The organism is Rubritalea sp. (assembly GCF_051252225.1).
Lineage (GTDB): Bacteria > Verrucomicrobiota > Verrucomicrobiia > Verrucomicrobiales > Akkermansiaceae > Rubritalea.
The window spans coordinates 347,592-368,943 of record NZ_JBPOGE010000001.1 but is presented as its reverse complement, the minus strand read 5'-3'; the positions used below and the strand labels follow the sequence as shown (position 1 = coordinate 368,943).

The following is a 21,352-nucleotide window of genomic DNA, read 5'->3' as shown; positions in this document are numbered from 1 at the left end:
GGATGCCTACATTCACAGAATTTAAACTGTCAATATCTCAGTCACTTCAAGCTCTGAAAGCCTAGGCGAAACTGTTCACTTGTCCCGACTTACCCAAACTATGGATCAAATAATAGTGACAGACCTGTAGCTATTTAGATTATATATATCATTCCATGAAATCTATCCGCATTCTAATCCCCATAGTCCTTGTAGCCCTTGGGTGTTACTTATCAATAAAGAAGAGGCCAGAGAGCGCCAACTCAAATACGAATAGTGCATCGCAATCATCACTAACAGATGACCTTACTTCTAAAAGTGAAAATTCTATCTCTACCACATACAGTACGGCATGGAAATCAGCCTCTTCAGCTCAAAAGTCTGAACTCATCAAGAAAGCTGAACTTAGACGCGACCATTTTTTACAATTGATGCGTAGTAACCCGAGTAAGGCTCTGCAGCTCTCGCTTTCGATCAGCGAACAGTCCAATCTACCTAAAGAGCTTCAGCCGTACTTTGAGCAAACTTTCAACCATACCACCGAGCTTGATTTACTTTGGGAAACTACCATCGATGAAAATGGCCAACGCCTCTGTCACCATCGCAATACCATCACTATAGATGGTCAACGTATCGAAGCTATCACAACCAGCAAGGAGCCACTCTCTCCACTCAAACAAGTCCCTCTTTCAGGGATCATTCTTGCAGACTTAGCGGTTCTTTCTCCTTCAGCAGTGACACCAGTACCTGCTGCCGATCTTGTCGCTGCAAAAGAACGCTACCCTCTGTCTTCGTCGGTAAAAATCGACCCTCTCACCAGAAATGAATCATCTCCTGAATTCTCAGCCATTATCGGTGGTGAGATCCACCAATTTGAATCACAGCAAAACATAGCCTACGTCGACTCCACATTAATTGAGTTCAGGAAAGCTGCAGAGAAAACGTACAAAAAGAGTTTCGAATCCCCCTTCCAATGGCTCGCTGGAAACACTGGAGGAGACAATGGGGAAGGTGTCGCTGAAACTCCGTATCAAGAAGATCAAATCGACGTCCTTTTTATTCGTGTCGACTTCAGTGACTTCACTGGTGAACCCATTTCAAAAGCAGCACTGGAAACAACACTTTCTACGGTAAGCTCTCACATTCAAAATAATTCCTACGGAGCTGCTGACATCAATTACACCGTGAGTAACACTCACTATCGCATGCCGTCAACGGGTGCTAGCTATGCAGTTGCTGACGACAATGATGGAATCCAAACCGATGCTCGTGCCTTGGCTGCTGCGAACTACACAATCGCTAACTATGATGTGATCGCTGTCTATTTCCCCAATCTAAGTGGAGTTTCCGGCTCTCAAATTACTTATGGAGGATTGGGCTCAATCGGTGGAGCAAACCACTGGATCAATGGCTATAATAGCGTCGGTATTATCCTTCATGAATTCGGCCACAACTACGGACTCTACCACGCCAACTACCACCACCCAGAGCAAGAACTCAGCGGTTCCTACCAACAAGCGGGAAGCCTCGAATACGGAGACATTTTTGACGAAATGGGAAGTGGTAGCTCACCCGAAGCACATTTCAGCCCACTCGCAAAAAATTATCTAGACTGGCTTCCTGATTCGAAGGTGGAAACCGCTACAACCAGTGGCACCTTCACCATTCACCGCTTTGATGATTCCAATGCGCTTTCCAATGCCACGCTTGCACTCAAAGTCCCTATGGATGGAGATGTCAACTACTGGGTCGGCTATAGGCAGCTCTATACTTCGGCTAGCTATAACTTGAGCAATGCCGCCTATGTGGTTGCTGAGAATCTTGCCAGTAGCCGTGAAACAAGCCTCATCGACATGACTCCCGAGTCCACAGCTAGTGAGACTAATGACCGAAGAGATGCCGGTCTCCCTGTAGGTGGAACATACTATGACAACACAGCGGGCGTCCGGTTTGATGCTCTAGAAAATGGTGGCACGGATCCAAACCAGTGGATCAAAGTCCAAGTGACCTTTGACCCACGCATCCAGGTAACTTCCACGTCCCTGGAAGTAGACGAACAACAAGCCATCGCTAGCATCACTGTTAGTAGATCTTTCAACTCTTCCGGCCAAGTGCAGGTCGACTACGCCACGGCTGACGGCTCGGCGACCTCCAGCTCTGACTACTACTCTGTGTCCGGCACTCTCATTTGGGCTGATGGTGACTCAGCCGATAAAGAAATACGTATTCCGATTCGCCCTGATACTTCGAACGAAGGCACAGAGGACTTCACTCTCCAACTCTCTGGAGTGATAGGCGGCAAGCTAACAACAGATGCTGTAACCGTCTCCATTCTGGATGCCGGTCAGCGCTGGACTTCGTTCGCTCCTGATTTTTTCAATACCACCGTCAATGCTATCACTCCACTAGACAACGGTAAAATTATCATCGGTGGTAATATCGGCAGCGGTATTGGCACATCAACCGCAATACGCCACATAGCACGTCTCAATAGTGATGGATCAGTCGACTCTAGCTTTATCACAGGAACGGGATTCAATGGAGTGGTAGAAGCTCTCACGCTTCAAGACGACGGAAAAATACTAGTCGGTGGTGACTTCACATCCTACAATGGAACAAGCTGCAACCGTATTGCGCGCTTGAATAGTGACGGAACCCTCGACACCTCATTTGCAACAGCTGTCGGCTCAGGAGCTAACGACACAGTGCGTTGTATGGCTGTAGAAGCGAACGGCTCTATTCTCGTAGGTGGTGATTTCAGTACCATCAATGGTCAGATTGACGGAGGTTTGACCCGCCTACTTTCCTCAGGTGTTCGTGATAGTGGCAATTCGCTCAACCTACCCTTCGATACAGGGTTCGGCACATCCATCTATGCCATTTTGCCTGAAAGCTCAGGCAAGATCATGGTAAGTGGCACATTTTATGTTGCCTGGACAGGAAGCGGATTTCGATCAGGAATCGCGCGCTTAAATACAAACGGCAGCAGAGACAATAGCTTTGATCCGGATGCAGGGGCGCATGCTTCTGGATCAACAGGTAGCCTACGAACAGTGTACTCCATTAAACAACTTAACAACGGAAAATACCTCATTGCTGGATCATTCGATGCCTATGATGAAACTAATGTTAACAAGTGCGCTCTCATCAATGACGATGGATCTATAGATTCTAACTTCACCGCTCCATCCTTCAATAATACAGTCCAAGGCATCGTCATACAGGCTTCTGGATCATCGGTAATGGGAGGCAGATTCACCTCACCAGCAAACAGGCTAGAGCGCGTCATCACAGATGGATCAGTAGACGCGACCTTTAATCAAGGAACTGGCGCAGGAGGCCCAATCTACTCAATAGTTGAAGACAGCTCTGGCAACCTATTCATTGGCGGAAATTTCTTTAGTTACAATGGCATATCTTCACGCCCGATTGTAAAAATCGTGGGTGGTAACTCGAGATACGATCTATGGGTGAAAGCTAATTTCACATCCTCCCAAATAGTTAGCGGCGTCACTGATAGCAGCGATGACCCAGATGGCGACGGTATCATAAACCTCTTAGAAATGGCCTTCTCAACAGACCCTAATAGCTACTCTCAGGCTATGGAATCCTATCAGACGGCACTTCACTCTGCTAATTCCGAGCAATACCTAGAAGTCTCCGTAGATACTCAGGCACTCTCTGAAGGCACCTGGGTGCTCGCGCAGTTTAGCACCGACCTCGTCAACTGGTTACCAACCACTCCCACCCCAACAACAAACAGCGTCTACGAGATCATTCAAAATGATAGTTCAGGATACACAGTTCGTGATAAGACCCCGATTTCGGCAAACTCCGCACGCTTCGGTAGAATCATCTTTCAAACTGCTGAGTAGCTTTAACTGATTCGAAACCCTCGAATCTCATTAGAGAAAGTTTCTCATTCTCATGAACCACTTGAAACTTGAAAGTTTAAGTGGTTCATGCACGTTGCTCGGCATGGCCGACAAGCGCTTCAACTCACTTCCAGGATTCCGAGACTTTGCACCAGATGACTGTGCAATTCGTAACTACTTCTTTGCCGCTTGGCGCAGTGTGGCACATCGCTACGGTTTCATAGAATATGAGGCACCGATTCTTGAAGAAACAGCACTTTACCAAAAGAAGGCCGGCGACGAACTGAACACCCAGCTTTTCCGTTTTGTCGACCAAGGTAACCGCGACATCACTATGCGCCCAGAGCTGACCGCTTCACTTGCACGTATCGTATCTGGTCACCAACGTAACTATCCCAAGCCCATGAAGTGGTTTGAAATCGGCCAGTGCTTCCGCTATGAGAAACCACAAAAAGGTCGTGGCCGCGAGTTCATCCAGTTCAATGCCGACATCATCGGCGAAGACGATCCAGCCGCTGACGCTGAGCTTATTTCAGTTGCCATCGACACCATGCTTGAGCTTGGCTTCACCGAAAAAGACTTCGTGATCCGCGCATCTGACCGAGAGTCATGGCTGAAATTCTGCGCAGAAAATGACGTAGAAGACACCACTGGCTTCCTCGGCATCATCGATAAAATTGAACGCGACAAGCCAGAAGTCGTTTCAGAAAAGCTTTCCAAGTACAACCTCACTTCTGAGTTCGTCCACGCCTTCATCAATGATCCAGCAAACGCTTCCCCAGCCTTCCAGCAGATTCAGCAGAACCTCGAAGCACGCGGACTAGGTGAGTACCTCAAGCTCGACCTCACCATCGTGCGTGGTCTTGCTTACTACACTGGTACCGTTTTCGAGATTTTTGATACCTCCCACTCGATGCGTGCAGTCGCTGGTGGTGGTCGCTACGACGATCTTCTCAAATCACTTTCCAATGGAGTGGTCGATCTCCCCTGCACCGGCTTTGCCATGGGCGACATGGTTATCCGCAACTTCGTGGAGGAAACTCCACACGCGAAAGCAAAAATGGATGCTTGGCTCAAGACTCAGAACGCATGCGACATCTACGTGGTCATCGCCGATGAAACCCAACGCCTCAACGCGCTCAAGGTAGTCACCGAACTCCGCAACGCCGGCCACAAAGTCGATTATTCTATGGTCGAAGCCAAATTCAACAAACAATTCAAGACCGCCGAAAAGCTCGGCGCCACAAAGGCGATCATCGTTGGGTCAGAGTTCCCGCAGCTACAGCTCAAAGATCTGAGCAAAAGAACAGAAGAAACCCTTAAACTAGAGCAAGTCATCGCGACTCTCTCCTAATTTATCCAAGCCAAAAAGCTTGTAGCTTTGACTCGACAATTCGAGTCACATAGCTACACCCACCCATCTAAATCATTTTTTCGACATGAGAACACATACTTGTAACGGCATCAGCCGCTCAGACATCGGCAACACAGTCACCCTTATTGGTTGGGTGAAGTCCAAGCGCGATCAAGGCGCTGGCCTTATTTTCATCGACCTTCGCGACCGTGAAGGCGTCACCCAGGTAGTGTTCAAGCCTGAAAATTCCAAGGAAAACTCTGACATCGCTGAGTCTCTTCGTTCAGAAGACGTTATTCAGGTCACAGGAACTGTTGAGGTTCGCCCTGAGATCGATGGCCAATCCACTTTCAACGAAGACATTGCGACAGGTGAGGTAGAACTCATCGTTTCTGAAATCAATGTGATCAACCGTTCTGAGGTACTTCCATTCCCTCTCGATAAAGAAGTGAACAATGAAGACCTTCGTCTCAAGTACCGCTTCCTCGATCTCCGCCGCCCGTCCATGACGCGCAACCTCAAGCTACGTCACCGCATCACTAAGACCACTCGTGACGTTCTGGACGAAGAAGGCTTCCTCGAGATCGAAACACCCATCCTTTCTAAGTCTACACCAGAAGGTGCGCGCGACTTCCTCGTGCCGTCCCGCCTTCACCCTGGTAACTTCTACGCACTTCCACAGGCACCTCAGCAATACAAGCAGCTGCTTATGTGTGGTGGTGTTGAAAAGTACTTCCAGATCGCCCGTTGTTTCCGTGATGAAGATCTCCGCGCTGACCGTCAGCCAGAATTCACACAGATCGATATCGAAGCATCGTTCGTCACTGAAGATGACATCATCGGTCTTGTAGAGAAACTTCTCGGTCGTGTCTTCAAAGAGTCCATCGAAGCAGACGCACCAGTATCATTCGACCGCATCACTTATAACGAAGCGCTCAATACATACGGCTCTGACAAGCCAGACCGCCGCTTCGGCATCCACCTCAATGACCTGAACGACGTCTTCGCAGACTCTAAGTTCAAGGTGTTCTCTGGAGCTCTTAAAGCTGGCGGCTGCATCAAAGCAATCAATGCGAAAGGACTCTGTGGCGCAACTACAGGTCAGATCGACAAACTCACCAAAGCTGCGATCGAAGCAGGCGCTAAAGGCCTAGCATACATCCAGGCTCGTGGACCTAAGCCTGAAGACTGGCGCTCACCGATCACTAAGTTCCTCAGCCCTGAAGAACTCACAGCAATGCAAGAGAAGCTCAACATCGAAGAAGGTGACCTCATCCTCTTCGGCGCTGGCGACTGGGACACCGTTTGTGATGTCCTCGGCCGCGTACGCCTCATGTGTGCTAATTTCCTCAACCTTCTCGAAGGCAACAACGAACTCAACTTCCTCTGGGTCACGGAATTCCCGCTCCTCCACTTCGACAAGGAAGAAGGACGCTGGCACGCAGTGCACCACCCATTCACACGCCCAGTCCCTGAAGACGAAGCTAAGCTCAAAGCGGGTGAATACGAAGGACTTCGCTCACAAGCCTATGACGTGGTACTCAACGGCTACGAACTCGGCGGTGGTTCTATCCGAATCCACGAAGCTGAGCTACAGGAAGCCATGTTCACTGCTCTCGGAATCACTGAAGAAGAGAAAAAGTCCATGTTCGGACACATCCTTGATGCATTCTCCTTCGGCGCGCCACCACACGGCGGTCTCGCTCTCGGCCTAGACCGCGTAGCTATGCTCGTCTGTGGGACTGACTCCATCCGTGAAGTCATCGCCTTCCCTAAGAATAACCGTGGAGCAGATCTCATGTCCTATTCTCCTGCAGAAGTTGACTTCAAGCAGCTCCGCGAACTCTACGTAAAGAGCACCTTCAACAAGGACGACAAAAAAGGCCTGCAAAAGCAGCAGCCTACTAAAGCGTAGTTTATTCAAAGGATGCTTCTCTATAGCATTTATAATGCCTGAACCTAATCTCGGTTCAGGCATTTTCTATTAACACCACAGTCAATAAAAAAGCTCAGGCAAATGCCTGAGCTTTTGGAAATAAATAGTAAGAAACTTACTTACGGCGACGGCGAGCTAACAAGGTAAGACCACCAAGTGCACCAAGCACAGCTGAAGAAGGCTCTGGTACAGCTGCAGGACCAACATGCGAGATATTATTTACTACAGCACTTGAGGCAACTTGTGCATCTCCAGCATTAAATACAGTAATACCATAGTCCAAAGTACCTGAAACTGTCGCTTCAAAAGAGAAAGTACCACTCGTTCCAGTTGCATCATCTGTAGCATTAGCTAATGCCACGTTTGTCTCTGTACCATTTAAATCAATAGTGACGAACAAAGTATCAGGATATGAAGTGGTCCCTAATGTTTCAGCATTTGTCCAAACCCAATCAAAGGTAAAGAACTCACCAGCTGTGATACTAATACCTTCATCCTTCAAGGCTGAGCCATCAGTAGCGTTACCAACAGAATTCGCAGCATCAAGAGTGCCTGTAGCAATATTTAAGAACGCTTCGATTTCAGCATCTGTACTAGTGCCTGCCAAGAGGGTATAACTTCCGCCGCCATTATCAGTGACAGAACCTAAAGTGGTTATAGCAGCATTTGCTGTAGGGATTGCAGCAAGAGCGGCAAGGAGGAATAGTTTATTTTTCATAGTAATTTAATAATTATAATGGATCTACCACCACACACGTAGGGGGAAGACGCAAAATCGAGTAATTCAAAAAAATATTCCTGTCAAGGGTTACACTCCATATTTCACTAGAAATATACTCATTATTTTAAATGATCGTAATAATACTTCTACATAGCGCAGAAATTAAGAGTGCTAGCACTGCGTTGATTTAACCCCATAAAACGACCTTTGTGACAATCGAATAGAACTTAACATCGAAAAAGATGATCTCCACCTCTCCGGCTGTAGTACCATTAGAATTCACTAGCTGAAGAAGAGAAGAAGTCCATGTTCGGACACATCCTTGATGCATTCTCCTTCGGCGCGCCACCACACGGCGGTCTCAGCCTAGACCGCGTAGCTATGCTCGTCTGTGGTACTGACTCCATCCGTGAAGTCATCGCCATCCCTAAGAATAACCGTGGCGCAGATCTCATGTCCTCTTCTCCTGCAGAAGTTGACTTCAAGCAGCTCCGCGAACTCTACGTAAAGAGCACCTTCAACAAGGACGACAAAAAAGGCCTGCAAAAGCAGCAGCCTACCACAGCTAAGTAATTAGCTCACTTATCTAAGTTCAAAAAAAGCGCTTCCGAGAAATCGGAAGCGCTTTTTGTTTAAAGTCGAGCCTCTTAAAATAGCTCTCTAATACATCGAAAAATGAGTTAACTACTCTCTAGGTGAGTTCTCCCCATGCTTGAAACACGAGTAACACCATTAGTAGACAAAGGACCACAAGTACGATCATAATGAATTAAATATTGGGGGTTATAGTACAAATTTATCGTCTCATTATTAAATAATGAGAAAACGACGACGTCCTCCTTTTAAAGGGAAACAACAATTAAATAGGAAGCATAAGTTGTGCCAATAGCGACACATTTGTGAGCTCAAAGAAAAATAGTCACTTCATAGCTTCTACAAAGCGATGAAATCAGCAGCAATAACACGCCGTGAACCCTAGATACCCCAGTCTCGAGATAGTAAAACCGACTCGACCCACAGCTTAACTCCTCATAAATTCACGCACTTCCGGTGTCACAGGCGCATCGATCACCATGTGTACGCGCGTCACCGTGCTTGGATTATAAACCGAGTGAGGATCACTCAGTCGCAAGTACCAGCATTCCCCTTCACGCATCACCACCCGCTCTCGATTCAGCAAAAATTCGACCTCCTCACTCGTTCTAATAGGAATGTGCAATCGAACCGCCCCCTCATCTAGAGATAAATCATGATCCCGGTGCTCTTTGATCAAAGAGCCCGGCGACAAGGACATGAGCCGTACAGCATGTAACTCGAAAGGAAACTCCCCGAGCACCTTCTGAAAGTACTCACACTCCCTGAGAAACGGAGTGTCTTCGAAGCTATCACAACTCGGGTCAGAATAACACATCATCACAGGATGCTCAGCCCCTTTCGGCCCACGTAGAGGTAAGACATCCCACTCCCCTTCGTAATTCTGAGTTACAAAATGGGCAACCCAGTCAGATCCCTCAAGCTTCTCTAAATCACTTAACAATCGCTGAGGAGAAAACTTCATTGGCAGCCTAAATCTATCTAAAGTAATCATGGTAACAACAATCATTCCTACGAAAAAAACAGCTCCAGTCAACCAATTCTAACAGAAATCACAAAACAATTTATTTAGTTAGAAATATAACACCTAACTGTTAGCCTCCACACGGAAAAACCCGCAATCAACTTAATAACAGGTAACTATTAAAAAATAAAACAACCACAAAAAACAAACAATCAATTAGATTTATAAAAATACCACTCGCCACCTCGGTGATATTTGAGTATTCAAGGTCTGTCGTTTTAACTTTTACAGATCTTTGGCTCATTGAATTTAGAATCTAACAGATCCCCAATTATCATCCTTTCGCCTATGCTGCGTTCGGGCACTACGCTACTACAAAGACTACTTTGTTCAGCGCCGAACACCCTTATTTACGGTGACACGGTAGGGCAGGAAGTAGAGTTCTTCACGAATTACGCCTCCATGCGCGAGCAGATGCTAAAAGCTCAACAAGGAGCTATTGAGCCAGTGAGATCAGCGGTTCTCAAGGGAGATGTTTCGAATTTCATCACAACCCTCTCCCCTAGCCTCGAGGGAAGTATCAAAGGATTCCAAGCTGCCTGCCTAGCATCGCTAGATGTCTGCCGCACTGAAGCTCTCGATGCGGGCCGAGAAGTCTGGGGCTGGAAAATAGCCGGGGCAGAGCCGAGCTCTCTCGCTCGCATATCCCAATGGTACCCGAAAGCGAAGTTCGTATGGGTCGAACGTAACCTCCCAGATTGCCTCTCCTCAGCGAAGGCCGCAGGCATGCTTCAAGGTGAAGCGGAAGCTAGAAATTTTGTAGATAGAGCAAAGGCCTGCCACCAAGCCTTTAAGCAACTCTCAGCTGATAAGCTCATCCTAGATTATCAATCAATCTTGGAGGACCAAGAAAATACAATCACTCACCTAGAGTCCTTCACTGGAGCAAAAGGAATCGACCCTACTGTATTCTCCGAACGCATCAATCAATTTGGCAACTCCTCCTACATCACTCCTTCTCCGCTTACGGAAGAAGAAGCTGCCACCACACTTTCGCACTACTAGCATATGAACCAAGACAGCATCACTGATCAGATTCTCGCTTTCCTCTCAGAAAAGGATATCCCTTACTGTCTCACTCCCCTTCCCGATTCTGGGTTTTTGCCTGGCATCAAGCTCGACCGTGGGACCCTTCACATTGATCAGGAACAACTTGCCTATCCTGGAGACATTCTCCATGAAGCCGGCCACGTCGCAGTCACTTCGCCTTCTGAGCGCATAAACCTCTCTGATAAAATCACAGGCTCAGCTGCCGAAGAAATGGCAGCCATGGCATGGTCCTATGCTGCGGCGATTTCACTGCAGATCGACCCACACATCGTATTCCACGCGGATGGCTACAAAGGCGGTGGAGCACACCTCGCCGCTCAGTACAGCGAAGAAGAAACCGGAACCAACTCCTGCGCCCCCGGAGTCCCCATGCTCCAGTGGTTCCGCATGACCGAATCTTTCCCCAAAATGAGCCAATGGCTCAGAACTGTTGAAGACCCGACACAAGCTCTCCCTACTGCATAACAATAAAACAACTATATAAAACCACTATGTCTACACCATTAATCGGCACCGTAATCATGTTCGCTGGCACCTTCGCTCCACGCGGATGGGCTCTCTGCCAGGGACAGCTACTCGCTATCAGCTCAAACACAGCACTCTTTTCTATTCTCGGCACAACCTACGGAGGTGATGGCCGCACTACCTTTGGTCTCCCTGACCTACGCGGACGTGTCCCAATGGGAACAGGGCATGGACCGGGTCTCACAACGCGTGTTCCTGGACAACTAGTAGGAGCAGAAAGCGTCACCTTAACGACACTAGAAATCCCATCACACACCCACACATCATTGCCTGCAGCTACACATAACCTTACTCTTCAGACCTCTGATGAATCAGAAGAAAGCTCACCCACAGGCCATGTCCCAGGCCCTGTAAGTGGAGATTCCTTCGGTCCAGCAGGTGCTGGCACTATGGCTGCAAACGCCGTTACCGGAGCCATTAATGTAACAAACACAAACGCAAATACTGGTGGCGGGCAGTCACACACCAATATGCAGCCCTCACTCGCTATTAATTTCATCATTGCGGAAATAGGTATCTACCCTTCACGCAACTAAGCTATGACCACCATGAATATTTATAAACGCACAACGAGCCTAGCCTCAGCCATCGCTCTAAGCTCAATTTGCATATCTATCTCAGCACAAGCTGCTGTACCTGCCACGCTGACAACATACACTAACCGTACACTCTGGGAAGCTGCTGTAATTAGTGCTGGATTCACTCTACAAACTGAGGACTTCAACAGCTTCAATGCACAACCAATTAGTGCTTCCTCCCTTGCTGGTATAGATAACTTTCAGCGTCAATCACTCGCTCTACCATCAGTTGGCCTATCGCTTTTCCACGCCAATACCACTGAAGAGTTTGATGACAACGTCGTCCATGTCGGCCCCGGTGAGGGCTTAAATATAGACGGAACCAATCTCATCCGAGTAGATGATAACCCCGACAATTTACAAATCACAGTCTCAGGAGTATCACTCAGCGCGTTTGCTTTTGATTATAAAGGCTATGGAGGTTCAGGAGAGGGCCTAAATGTAACAATCAATGGTAATATTGAATACCTAGGTGACATAGCTGTAGCAGACCCCAACGAGGCTGACCCAGCGGCTTTCTTCGGCTTTGTGGACACTGACGCAAACAATGTCTACACCCTCTTCCAGACTACTGGAATTGATGGTGCAATCGGATTAGACAACCTCTCCGTGGGGCGCGTCCCTGAGCCATCATCGAGCATCCTTCTAAGTATCGCAGGGCTTTTCCTTATAGGAAAAAGAAAACGTTAACTACTGGAACAGATGATCAAAAAAAGTTTAGAAGAAAATCAAGAGCATATCCTAGCGGCTTTACCTGCTGAATTCCATAAATCCTTCAAAGCGGAAATGGCAGCAGCTCCTGACAGCCTCGATGTATCGCAAGGCGACACTATGGAGAATATCAAAACAGAGCTCCACTACCACCCAGATGTAGACGCAACTGTGATAGGTGAAATCAATCTAGAGGCGCATAAACCTGCGCCCCCCTTAAGCGAGGCCGAACAGAAAGTAGCAATGGAAGAAGAGCTGAAAAACACTCTCTCAGAAATCGAAGCCCAAAGTTGATAACCTGAAAGTATCGAAGCCTGAAATCATAGCCGCTCCCCATCTAGGTAGAGCGGCTATCTCTTTTTACAGAGAGCCATGCTCACCAATAAAATATCTCTAGCCATGAATGAGAACAAACTCAGCTTAACACTATTCGCTGTAAGTATCAGCAATCTAGCTACTGCCACCATCACTACCCATCATTGGAACATGAGGAAATTCTAATTTCCAGACGAAACTATAGAGTACAGCTCAGGAGGCTGAACTAATAGCCAACTAGATAGCTCAGCTCTTTATTAGTATTTCCTACAAAGCGATGGAATAAACAGCACTAACACGGCGTAAAGTTCCAAACGGCCAAGAATCATGAGAAGGCTCAAGAACACCTTCGTCGCCGGTAAAAAGTGAGCGAAGTTCTTAGTCGGCCCCACCTCACCAAAACCTGGGCCTATATTAGGCAAGGTAGCGAAAACCGCTCCCACTGAGGTCACTAGATCTATATCGTTCACAAACTCCAGCACCCCCATAAAGAAAGATGCGATGACAAAGAGAAAACAATAGAGACAGATAAAAATGACAGTCTGAGACCGAGCTTCAGGATCAAGCGAATTACCATTGACCTGCATTTTGAAAACCTTGTTAGGCCGAAATGCTTTTACCACCTCGAAACGCGCAGTTCTCAGTAATACTAATAACCTAGAAACTTTCAGGCCACCTGCCGTGGAACCGGAGCAACCTCCTAAAATCATCAGCAACGCAATATGCACTAATGCAAACCCTGGCCACTGCTCATAGTCGACGGTGCCGAAACCAGTAGTAGATGCGATAGAGATGACAATGAACCAAGCGTGCCTCATTGCAGGCCAGAAGCCTTCCGTATCTTTTGCTGCTATCCCTATGGCGATCATGATCGCTGCGGAAAAACAAATAAGGAAAAACCATTTTCCTTCTTCTTCAGACTTGAGACGCTTCCAACGCTTCCTAATGCATAACAACCCAGATTAGGAAGCTCACTGAACAAATCAGCATAAAGAGGCTGAGCCATAGTTCGATCAACCAACCATATTTCTCTAAAGATCAGCCCTTCTAGACCTGACACCAAGCCTCATAAGTAAATCTCCATGTAATACAATCACCAACAAGAATATGACGCTCAACTGGATAGCCATCCCATCCCGCGGTGAGATAGTAAGTGCCGCTCAACTGCATGCCATTATTGCCTCTCATAACGAACCATGATTACGGATACGGCAAAAGAAAGACTCACCTCACGGCGAGCCTTTGTAAAGTTCTTGGATGTATACCACCCAAGACCAGTCGAGCGAACCGACTTCAAATCTAAACCGTCGCAGATATCATATCGAGTGATTGATAGGCCCCGCCTATCATTATTTTTTACGGCGCATCATCAGCGCTACGCCCCCAAACCCGAGTAAGGCAGCGGAAGATGGTTCAGGAACAGCGGCGGTAGCAACGGATGTACTAGTTAAAACGAACACCGATGAACCAGCTGAAACCGTAAAGATGTCAGTACCATGAGGGCCAGCAGCCGAAGATCCAGTATTGTTAAAGAAATTAATATCATCAAACTGGGCAACCAAGTCTGTATTAGCATCAAAAACCGCTGAATTCTGCCAAACATTCCCGACAATACTGCCGGCGTCAGTGGAGAACGCCCCGTCAACTGACGTTCCATCTAACAACAGATAAACAGAAACGCTTGGGTCGTTCATATTTGATACGTCAGCAAATGAAGAAGTTTGAGATGCAAGGGAATCGTCGAAGGTAAGCGATCCAGTTAAAGTTCCTGTTCCACTGGTAAGTGTGTAATTGAGGTTGTGCGTTACTAGTGCAGCACTACCAACACCAACACTACACGCACCAATCGCACCAGCTAATGCTAGACCGCGTAATGCACCAAATTTCTTGTTCTTTTTTAAGATCATTTTTCTTTGTTTTTTGTGTTTTGTTTTCAACCCAATCAATCAGTGATTGAGCAAAATATTCGTGCATCACATTGTTAGCCATTATCCATCGTTCGTTTAGGGTTTCCTTTACGAAATCAAGGGCGCCGGATACGGCGATGCCAATGCCCTTAGACCAGCGAAGCCAATGTGTGAGATACAGCTCGGTTGACTCCAGAGAATAGAGTCGACCTTGCTCATAAAGCCGAGCTGCGTGTGCAAATTTTTCGGTAAGTTTTACCGTGAGGCGGTCTACAGTTTTATCACTGCACCGTGGGGTCTCCACAGGTAAGAACTGCACGCCCAGAAAGCCTTTGCTCGACTCACCACACCACATCGCCAACAAGACGGGGGGGAGAATGTTATCAATAGTTGAATGGGGAGCTAAGGACATGGGGGTACCGGTTCGATTTAAAGACTTAGCACAGATTGTCAAACAGTTAAAACGGTCGTTAAACCTAGGTAGATCCAATTCGCAAGCTCTGTAATACGGTAACAACTTCACCTTTTGCATTGAAGTTCCAGCTTTCGACATCAGCGGCTAACCCCTTAGTATTTCCTCCAAAGCGATGGAATAAATAGCACTAACACGGCATAAAGCTCTAAACGACCAAGAATCATGAGAAGGCTAAGAAAGACCTTCGTCGCCGGTAAAAAGTGAGCGAAGTTCTTAGTCGGCCCCACCTCACCAAAACCTGGGCCTATATTGGGCAAAGTCGCGAACACAGCTCCCACTGAGGTCACTAGATCTATGTCATTCACAAACTCCAGCACCCCCATAAAGAAAGACGCGATGACAAAGAGAAAACAATAGAGACAGATAAAAATGACCGTCTGAGACCGAGCTTCAGGATCAAGCGAATTACCATTGACCTGCATTTTGAAAACCTTGTTAGGGCGAAATGCTTTTACCACCTCGAAACGCGCAGTTCTCAGTAATACTAACAACCTAGAAACCTTCAAGCCACCTGCCGTGGAACCGGAGCAACCTCCTAAAAACATGAGCATAGCGATAAGCACCAGCGCGAATCCCGGCCATTGCTCGTAATCCACAGTACCAAAACCTGTGGTGGATGCGATAGAGATGACAATGAACCAAGCGTGCCTCAGTGCAGGCCAGAAGCCTTCCATATCTTTTGCTGCTATTCCTATGGCGATCATGATCGCTGCGGAAAAACAAATAAGGAAAAACCATTTCCCCTCTTCTTCAGACTTCAAACGCTTCCAACGCTTCCTAATGATAACAACCCAGATTAGGAAGCTCACTGAACAGATCAGCATAAAGAGGCTCAGCCAGAGTTCGATCAACCAGCCATTCCCCCAGTCAGAATAATAACCAATACTCGCATTGTGCGGGCTAAACCCGCCTGTTGAGACAGCTGTAAACCCGTGACTCACAGCATTGTACCAAGTCATACCCATGGACTTCAGACCAAGAATACAGATCGCTGTTATCGATAAATAGACTTTCCAGAGGCTCACTGCGGTATCACGGATACGCGCCGTACTAGCCTCACCCGTCTGGAACGATGACTCATTACGAAATAACGATTTCGTCCCCACTCCTAAATAGGAAAGTAGGGCAACAAAGAGTACAAGAATCCCTAAACCTCCCAACCATTGCGTCACTGATCGCCACATCAGAATCCCGCGTGGCCACGCCTCAATATCCGTCATCACAGTCGACCCTGTGGTCGTAAAACCAGAGACCGATTCAAACAAAGCATCTGCTGGTGCCATCGAAGGCTCACCAAACAAATAAGGTAAGCCTCCGAAAACCCCTGACAGAATCCACCCCAGCCCCACGATAACCACCCCTTCACGGCGTGGAATCTTCTTAACCTTACTCCAGCCGAGTAACATCATCCCACCACCGAATGCCGCAGTAATCGCAGCAGATTTCATCAGCGACATCATCGACCATTCGCAGGCGCAATTGGGGTCAAGAGCGGTAAAAACACCACAAAAAAACATGGCGATACTCTCAAGCAGAAGTAGAGCTCCAAGAATTTTAGCTAAAATACGAAGATTCATCAGAATTAGAAATTAACGAACCAGTTTAAGAAACTTCTTACGAACGGCAGAAGTTACCATGGCATAAACCACGTCTCCAGGCTCTAGAATATCATCAGGCCCTGGCACTGAAGCATGCATTCCGTGAATACGTGCTACTAGCACACACCCTACTGGCCACTCGACTTCGCCAACCATCTTCTCCGCGACAATACTACCACTCTGAACTTCGGTTTCGATCACCTCACCAGCCCCCAGTTTTTTCACCGTATGGAACTTATCAGAAGTAATGTATTTCTCTAAGTCACGCCGAGTCGCTTCCCTAGGACTGACTGCTGCTAATATTCCAAAATGCCGTCCAGAACCTGAGATTGCCTGCGCATAATCTGCACGGTGAATCAAAGTGAGACAATTTTTAGTCCCAAGATTATTAGCCTGGAGGCAAGTCATCACGTTATCCTCATCACTGCCAGAAGTAGCCACAAAGAAATCAGCCTCGCCCACCTGCTCTTCTTCCAGCTCAGCAAGCACCGTACCATCAGTATTTATCACTGTGGTGTTAGATAGCCTATCGGTAAGCTCTTGAGCTCGTTTCGGATCCTTTTCAAAAATTCTCACACGGCAGTTCCAGCTTTCCAGCATCTGCGCCAGAGTGAAGCCATACTCACCACCACCAAAAATCACTATCCGCAACTCCTCGTCCTTTACAAAACCCTTTTGCAGACGACCAGCAAGTGTGCGCAACTTTCTCGGCTCACCAAAAATAGTCACTACATCTCCCACCTCTATCGTATCCTTCGCTGTAGGCACAAAGCTTTCACCGCCTCTAGTCACAGAGCCTATCCGTGTGCGCTCAGGCGCTTTCAGCTCCATCAGAGTCTTACCGATAGCATCACTCTTTTCACTCACTCGAACCTGCTGCAGCTCGATACGACCACGTGCGATTTCCTCGACAACGAGCGATTCAGGGTTTCGAATAAATTTAGCGAGCTCGATAGCACTCAAACGCTCAGAGCTAAAGATATGATCGATTCCGAAATGGCTTCGGTAGTCAAAGAGCCATTCTTCACGTTGTACCTCAGGATGCACACGTGCGATCACCTTTTTGGCCTGTAATTTTTTCGCTACAGATGCAGCCATCACATTGATCGTGTTCTCACTAGTGAGAGCTAGCAGTAGATCACACTCACCAATCCCTGCTTCTAGCAAGGTGGAAACTGAAGTCCCGTTTTCACAAATAACACGCGCGTCCAGAGACTGCTCGAGATCGCTTGCAAGCTGTGGATTGCTCTCAATCACGGTGATGCTATGCGCTTCACCTGATAAATGGGTTGCTAGATGCCGTCCCACTTCACCAGCTCCGATAATGATTATGTTCATAATTAACGCAATGCTCCGCGCTAGTAGATGTTCACAGTTTCTTTGCGTCAATCCAGCAAAAAGTCACTAACAGATCAGCCAATCTCAACCAACTCACTAAAGCATCTCTCTAGCCTAATAAAATCTAGCAGTTTTTAGCATTTTATCTAGAGTAGATCCCCCCTATGCTCCCGTCATGGACCGTAAGGTAAAAACAGTTTCACACATCACTGTAGGTGAATTTTTTGAACGTCATGGTGAAAGCCTCAAACTCTCTCCCATCAATTCAATAGAGGGCTTCTCAAAGAAAATAATTGAACCCTCAGTAAACCGTCCAGGCCTAGCTCTAGCTGGTTTTCTTGACCACTTCGCCTACCTCCGAATCCAAGTATTAGGCAATTCAGAAGTCGACTACCTCAATGCGCTCGACGAGCCAACTCGCCGCGAACGTATGCGGAACATTTTTCTAGAGAACCTTCCCTGTCTCGTTGTTTCCCGCGAAGCAATAGTACACCAAGATGTCATCGATGTAGCAAACGAGCACGGAGTGAGCATATTCCGTACCCCGCTCAGCACCATGCGCTTTATCAACTCCGCCACATTCTATCTAGAACACGATTTCGCGCCCACCACTACTGCCCATGGCTGTATGCTAGAATACCGTGGCGTTGGCGTGCTAATTAAAGGTAAGAGCGGTTCTGGTAAATCTGAAACAGCCATCGGACTCGTCGAAAGGGGCGGAGCACTCATCGCGGATGATCATGTGAAAATTCGTAACGTGAATGGTGAGCTCACAGCGTACACTGATGACTTTTCACGTGGATTCATTGAAATGCGGGGCATCGGAATCATCAACGTCACAAACATCTACGGTCTTGGATCTATTCGACCTGACGCTTCACTCGATCTCATTGTAAACCTCCGCCCATACTCTGATTTAAACCAAGTCGACCGACTCGGAATCACCAGAGAAACGGAAGACGTCCTAGGCGTGGAAATCCCTTGTGTCGATATCCCCGTAGCACCTGGTCGCGACACAGCTAGATTAGTCGCAGTCACAGCACTCGAGCTCCAGCTCAGAAGAATGGGTTACGACATGGCGGCAGAGTTTAATAACCGACTAACGGAGAAACTCGCAGGGAACTACACCCCTCCTAACAATGCAACTAACTCATGGTAAGCTAATTCCAAATTATTATAAAAAATCACTTCCACTTCCGATCATCAGTCATTACTCTCCCATAAATCCCTTCCATTATCTACCTATCAAAGCCAATGCCTACTCAGGAATTCACCATCACTAACAAACTCGGAATTCACGCTCGCCCTGCAGCGCAATTCGTCAAAACTGCAAACAAGTTTGACGCAGATATCACTGTCGAGAAAGATGGCGAAGAGATTGACGGCAAAAGCATTATGGGACTAATGATGCTCGCGGCTGGCCATGGATCCACACTCACTATTACAACTGAAGGCCCCGACGCTGAAGCTTCGCTTAAAGCTGTAGGTGATCTTATTGCACGTAATTTCGAGGAATAGATTCAACAGACCAATTATTCACTCCATACACGAGCCGAACACTGCGGCTCATTGCGTTTTGCCCATTCCATTTCATGCCTGTATTTCCGACAAATGAAGAAACAGTCCTCCAGGGCACCGCTGTCTCTCCAGGCCTAGCATTTGCTCCGGCACATATTATAGCCAGAGGCCTTCAGGCTCCTGAGATCTACGAAATCAGCCACGTACACGTTGATACAGAAATCCAACGTATCCACGATGCTCTTAGAAAAACTAAAGAGCAAATCGCCTCGCTACAGAAGCACATTGAGGAAATCTCTGACGAGACAACCGACGCTCAAATCTTCGAGGCTCACATCATGCTACTTTCCGATAGCAGCCTGATTAAAAAAGTCGAAAAGGCAATCCGTGAACGCCTCCAGAATGCGGAGTTCTCCTTCTACGCGATCATACAGAACTACGCGGAGGCCATTCGCCGAGTCAATGATCCCTATTTAGCGGAACGCGCCGCTGATATAGATGACATCGCTCAACGCGTTTTAAGAAATTTTAGTGCCTCTAAAACACCCACTCCGGAAGACGAAAGCCCAGAGCACAGCCACATCATTATCGCCCATGACTTATCACCATCTGATACAGTTTCCATGGACCGTAAGCGCTCGCTAGGATTTGCGACAGAACAAGGAAGTGTCAACTCTCACACAGCCATCCTAGCACGCTCACTTGGCATTCCAGCAGTAGTCGGCCTGCAAGGACTCATTATTGAGATCCAAGCACTCACCAATACCATTCTGGATGGCTACACGGGTAAACTCATCATCAACCCCAAGCCTTCGACTGTCGCTTACTACAAGGACATACAGCGCAAGAAAAAGGCAGATGAAGTTGAATTAGAAAAAATTCGGACTCGCGCGACATCGACCATAGATGGACGCGACATCATACTTTCTGCTAATGTAGAATTTAACCATGAATTCCCACTCGTGGAGTCAAGCGGCGCAGCAGGCATCGGCCTCTTCCGCACCGAGTTTTACCTACTCGGACAAGGCGAGATCCCATCAGAAGAAACGCAATACCAAGTCTACGCTGAAGCGGCACGATGCACACAGCCTCATCAGGCCATCATCCGCACACTAGACGCAGGTGGAGACAAACTCCCTGCTGAGCCCCTCCCTGAAGCCGAGCCAAATCCATTCCTAGGCTGGCGCGGCATTCGAGTCTCTCTCTCCCGCAAAGGAATGTTCAAAGAACAGCTCCGTGCGATATTACGCGCTAGCGCCCATGGCCGACTAGGCGTCATGTTTCCACTCATCTCAGCTATCGGCGAACTCATGATGGCCAAGAGCATCCTTCAGGAGTGCATGGACGAGCTCGATCGAGAAGGAACACCTTACGACCCAGGCATCGAAGTAGGAGTCATGATCGAAGTTCCCTCTGCCGCCATCATGGCGGATGAACTCGCTAAAGAAGTCGATTTCTTCTCAATCGGCACCAATGACCTCATCCAGTACACCCTTGCTGTAGATCGAGTAAATAAGCACGTTTCCAATCTCTACAAGCCAACCAACCCGGCAGTCATTCGCCTCATTAAAATGACCATTGACGCAGCCAATGCAAACGGCATCTGGACTGGAGTTTGTGGTGAAATGGCTAGCGATCTCGCTCTCACACCTCTACTCATCGGCCTCGGTGTCGATGAAATGTCTGTTGGCACTCACCAGCTCCCTCGTATTAAGCAAGCGATTCGCTCAATCTCACACGCACAGTGTGCAGGCCTTGCAGACCAAGCGCTTAAAATGCGCTACTCAGGAGATATTTTAGACCTCACGCGTGACTTTGCTCTAAAAAGTTACCCTCAATTATTCAGCTAGGCGC

At 47.6% G+C, this 21,352-nt stretch carries 18 protein-coding genes and 1 pseudogene; 12 read left to right on the top strand and 7 right to left on the bottom strand.

Annotated elements, in window-relative coordinates:
* The first annotated feature begins 155 nt into the window (after positions 1-155).
* The 3 genes from ACSHX2_RS01635 to aspS all read left to right on the top strand — a co-directional run bounded on the left by ACSHX2_RS01635 (position 156) and on the right by aspS (position 7,123).
* Positions 156-3,854 (top strand): Calx-beta domain-containing protein, encoded by a 3,699-nt coding sequence (locus ACSHX2_RS01635; protein ID WP_435689939.1) that lies wholly within the window; start codon positions 156-158, stop codon positions 3,852-3,854.
* Positions 3,855-3,906: 52 nt separating this feature from the next.
* On the top strand, positions 3,907-5,208 hold the full coding sequence (gene hisS, locus ACSHX2_RS01630; protein ID WP_435689938.1) for a histidine--tRNA ligase: 1,302 nt from the start codon (positions 3,907-3,909) through the stop codon (positions 5,206-5,208).
* A gap of 85 nt (positions 5,209-5,293) precedes the next feature.
* Positions 5,294-7,123 (top strand): aspartate--tRNA ligase, encoded by a 1,830-nt coding sequence (gene aspS, locus ACSHX2_RS01625; RefSeq protein WP_435689936.1) that lies wholly within the window; start codon positions 5,294-5,296, stop codon positions 7,121-7,123.
* Positions 7,124-7,259: 136 nt separating this feature from the next.
* On the opposite strand, the gene ACSHX2_RS01620 is transcribed toward aspS, so the two are convergent.
* Entirely contained in the window at positions 7,260-7,862 is a 603-nt protein-coding gene (locus ACSHX2_RS01620; protein WP_435689934.1) for a PEP-CTERM sorting domain-containing protein, read from the bottom strand.
* Between the two features lie 297 nt (positions 7,863-8,159).
* Between ACSHX2_RS01620 and ACSHX2_RS01615 the strand changes: the two are divergent.
* Positions 8,160-8,438: pseudogene (locus tag ACSHX2_RS01615) on the top strand (amino acid--tRNA ligase-related protein); the annotation flags it as partial.
* Positions 8,439-8,886: 448 nt separating this feature from the next.
* Here ACSHX2_RS01615 and ACSHX2_RS01610 read toward each other — a convergent pair.
* Positions 8,887-9,423, bottom strand: a complete 537-nt coding sequence (locus tag ACSHX2_RS01610) for an aspartyl/asparaginyl beta-hydroxylase domain-containing protein (RefSeq protein ID WP_435689932.1) — start codon at positions 9,421-9,423, stop codon at positions 8,887-8,889.
* A gap of 303 nt (positions 9,424-9,726) precedes the next feature.
* Here ACSHX2_RS01610 and ACSHX2_RS01605 point away from each other — a divergent pair, with 303 nt between their 5' ends.
* The 5 genes from ACSHX2_RS01605 to ACSHX2_RS01585 are packed head-to-tail and all read left to right on the top strand — an operon-like array spanning position 9,727 to position 12,641.
* A complete protein-coding gene (locus ACSHX2_RS01605; RefSeq protein WP_435689930.1) occupies positions 9,727-10,488 on the top strand; it encodes a sulfotransferase in 762 nt (253 codons plus the stop codon).
* 3 nt (positions 10,489-10,491) lie between these two features.
* Entirely contained in the window at positions 10,492-10,998 is a 507-nt protein-coding gene (locus ACSHX2_RS01600) for a hypothetical protein (RefSeq protein ID WP_435689928.1), read from the top strand.
* Between the two features lie 26 nt (positions 10,999-11,024).
* Entirely contained in the window at positions 11,025-11,594 is a 570-nt protein-coding gene (locus ACSHX2_RS01595; RefSeq protein WP_435689926.1) for a phage tail protein, read from the top strand.
* Positions 11,595-11,606: 12 nt separating this feature from the next.
* Positions 11,607-12,326: a PEP-CTERM sorting domain-containing protein gene (locus ACSHX2_RS01590; RefSeq protein WP_435689924.1), complete on the top strand. Its 720-nt coding sequence runs from the start codon at positions 11,607-11,609 to the stop codon at positions 12,324-12,326.
* 12 nt (positions 12,327-12,338) lie between these two features.
* A complete protein-coding gene (locus tag ACSHX2_RS01585) occupies positions 12,339-12,641 on the top strand; it encodes a hypothetical protein (RefSeq protein WP_435689922.1) in 303 nt (100 codons plus the stop codon).
* A gap of 278 nt (positions 12,642-12,919) precedes the next feature.
* Here ACSHX2_RS01585 and ACSHX2_RS01580 read toward each other — a convergent pair whose 3' ends face one another.
* From ACSHX2_RS01580 to trkA, 5 genes are all read right to left on the bottom strand, one after another.
* Positions 12,920-13,618 (bottom strand): potassium transporter TrkG, encoded by a 699-nt coding sequence (locus ACSHX2_RS01580; protein WP_435689920.1) that lies wholly within the window; start codon positions 13,616-13,618, stop codon positions 12,920-12,922.
* A 91-nt stretch (positions 13,619-13,709) separates the two neighbouring features.
* Complete coding sequence (locus tag ACSHX2_RS01575; protein WP_435689918.1) at positions 13,710-13,850, bottom strand: hypothetical protein; 141 nt, start codon at positions 13,848-13,850, stop codon at positions 13,710-13,712.
* 161 nt (positions 13,851-14,011) lie between these two features.
* Positions 14,012-14,599 (bottom strand): PEP-CTERM sorting domain-containing protein, encoded by a 588-nt coding sequence (locus ACSHX2_RS01570; protein ID WP_435689917.1) that lies wholly within the window; start codon positions 14,597-14,599, stop codon positions 14,012-14,014.
* Between the two features lie 537 nt (positions 14,600-15,136).
* Positions 15,137-16,621 carry a TrkH family potassium uptake protein gene (locus tag ACSHX2_RS01565; protein WP_435689915.1) on the bottom strand — a complete coding sequence of 495 codons (1,485 nt, stop codon included), beginning with the start codon at positions 16,619-16,621 and terminating at the stop codon, positions 15,137-15,139.
* Between the two features lie 12 nt (positions 16,622-16,633).
* Positions 16,634-17,980: a Trk system potassium transporter TrkA gene (gene trkA, locus ACSHX2_RS01560; protein WP_435689913.1), complete on the bottom strand. Its 1,347-nt coding sequence runs from the start codon at positions 17,978-17,980 to the stop codon at positions 16,634-16,636.
* A 175-nt stretch (positions 17,981-18,155) separates the two neighbouring features.
* Between trkA and hprK the strand changes: the two genes are divergently transcribed.
* The 3 genes from hprK to ptsP all read left to right on the top strand — a co-directional run bounded on the left by hprK (position 18,156) and on the right by ptsP (position 21,348).
* Positions 18,156-19,139 carry an HPr(Ser) kinase/phosphatase gene (hprK, locus tag ACSHX2_RS01555; RefSeq protein ID WP_435689911.1) on the top strand — a complete coding sequence of 328 codons (984 nt, stop codon included), beginning with the start codon at positions 18,156-18,158 and terminating at the stop codon, positions 19,137-19,139.
* Between the two features lie 95 nt (positions 19,140-19,234).
* On the top strand, positions 19,235-19,498 hold the full coding sequence (locus ACSHX2_RS01550) for an HPr family phosphocarrier protein (protein ID WP_435689909.1): 264 nt from the start codon (positions 19,235-19,237) through the stop codon (positions 19,496-19,498).
* Positions 19,499-19,572: 74 nt separating this feature from the next.
* Complete coding sequence (gene ptsP / locus ACSHX2_RS01545; RefSeq protein WP_435689907.1) at positions 19,573-21,348, top strand: phosphoenolpyruvate--protein phosphotransferase; 1,776 nt, start codon at positions 19,573-19,575, stop codon at positions 21,346-21,348.
* Positions 21,349-21,352 lie beyond the last annotated feature (4 nt).

What these genes read in the sequence shown, in the direction of transcription:
- ACSHX2_RS01635 (WP_435689939.1), top strand. Translation starts at nt 156, where the DNA reads ATGAAATCTATCCGCATTCTAATCCCCATAGTCCTTGTAGCCCTTGGG.
- hisS (WP_435689938.1), top strand. Translation starts at nt 3,907, where the DNA reads ATGAACCACTTGAAACTTGAAAGTTTAAGTGGTTCATGCACGTTGCTC.
- aspS (WP_435689936.1), top strand. Translation starts at nt 5,294, where the DNA reads ATGAGAACACATACTTGTAACGGCATCAGCCGCTCAGACATCGGCAAC.
- ACSHX2_RS01620 (WP_435689934.1), bottom strand. Translation starts at nt 7,862, where the DNA reads ATGAAAAATAAACTATTCCTCCTTGCCGCTCTTGCTGCAATCCCTACA.
- ACSHX2_RS01610 (WP_435689932.1), bottom strand. Translation starts at nt 9,423, where the DNA reads ATGAAGTTTTCTCCTCAGCGATTGTTAAGTGATTTAGAGAAGCTTGAG.
- ACSHX2_RS01600 (WP_435689928.1), top strand. Translation starts at nt 10,492, where the DNA reads ATGAACCAAGACAGCATCACTGATCAGATTCTCGCTTTCCTCTCAGAA.
- ACSHX2_RS01595 (WP_435689926.1), top strand. Translation starts at nt 11,025, where the DNA reads ATGTCTACACCATTAATCGGCACCGTAATCATGTTCGCTGGCACCTTC.
- ACSHX2_RS01590 (WP_435689924.1), top strand. Translation starts at nt 11,607, where the DNA reads ATGAATATTTATAAACGCACAACGAGCCTAGCCTCAGCCATCGCTCTA.
- ACSHX2_RS01585 (WP_435689922.1), top strand. Translation starts at nt 12,339, where the DNA reads ATGATCAAAAAAAGTTTAGAAGAAAATCAAGAGCATATCCTAGCGGCT.
- ACSHX2_RS01575 (WP_435689918.1), bottom strand. Translation starts at nt 13,850, where the DNA reads ATGAGAGGCAATAATGGCATGCAGTTGAGCGGCACTTACTATCTCACC.
- ACSHX2_RS01565 (WP_435689915.1), bottom strand. Translation starts at nt 16,621, where the DNA reads ATGAATCTTCGTATTTTAGCTAAAATTCTTGGAGCTCTACTTCTGCTT.
- trkA (WP_435689913.1), bottom strand. Translation starts at nt 17,980, where the DNA reads ATGAACATAATCATTATCGGAGCTGGTGAAGTGGGACGGCATCTAGCA.
- hprK (WP_435689911.1), top strand. Translation starts at nt 18,156, where the DNA reads ATGGACCGTAAGGTAAAAACAGTTTCACACATCACTGTAGGTGAATTT.
- ACSHX2_RS01550 (WP_435689909.1), top strand. Translation starts at nt 19,235, where the DNA reads ATGCCTACTCAGGAATTCACCATCACTAACAAACTCGGAATTCACGCT.
- ptsP (WP_435689907.1), top strand. Translation starts at nt 19,573, where the DNA reads ATGCCTGTATTTCCGACAAATGAAGAAACAGTCCTCCAGGGCACCGCT.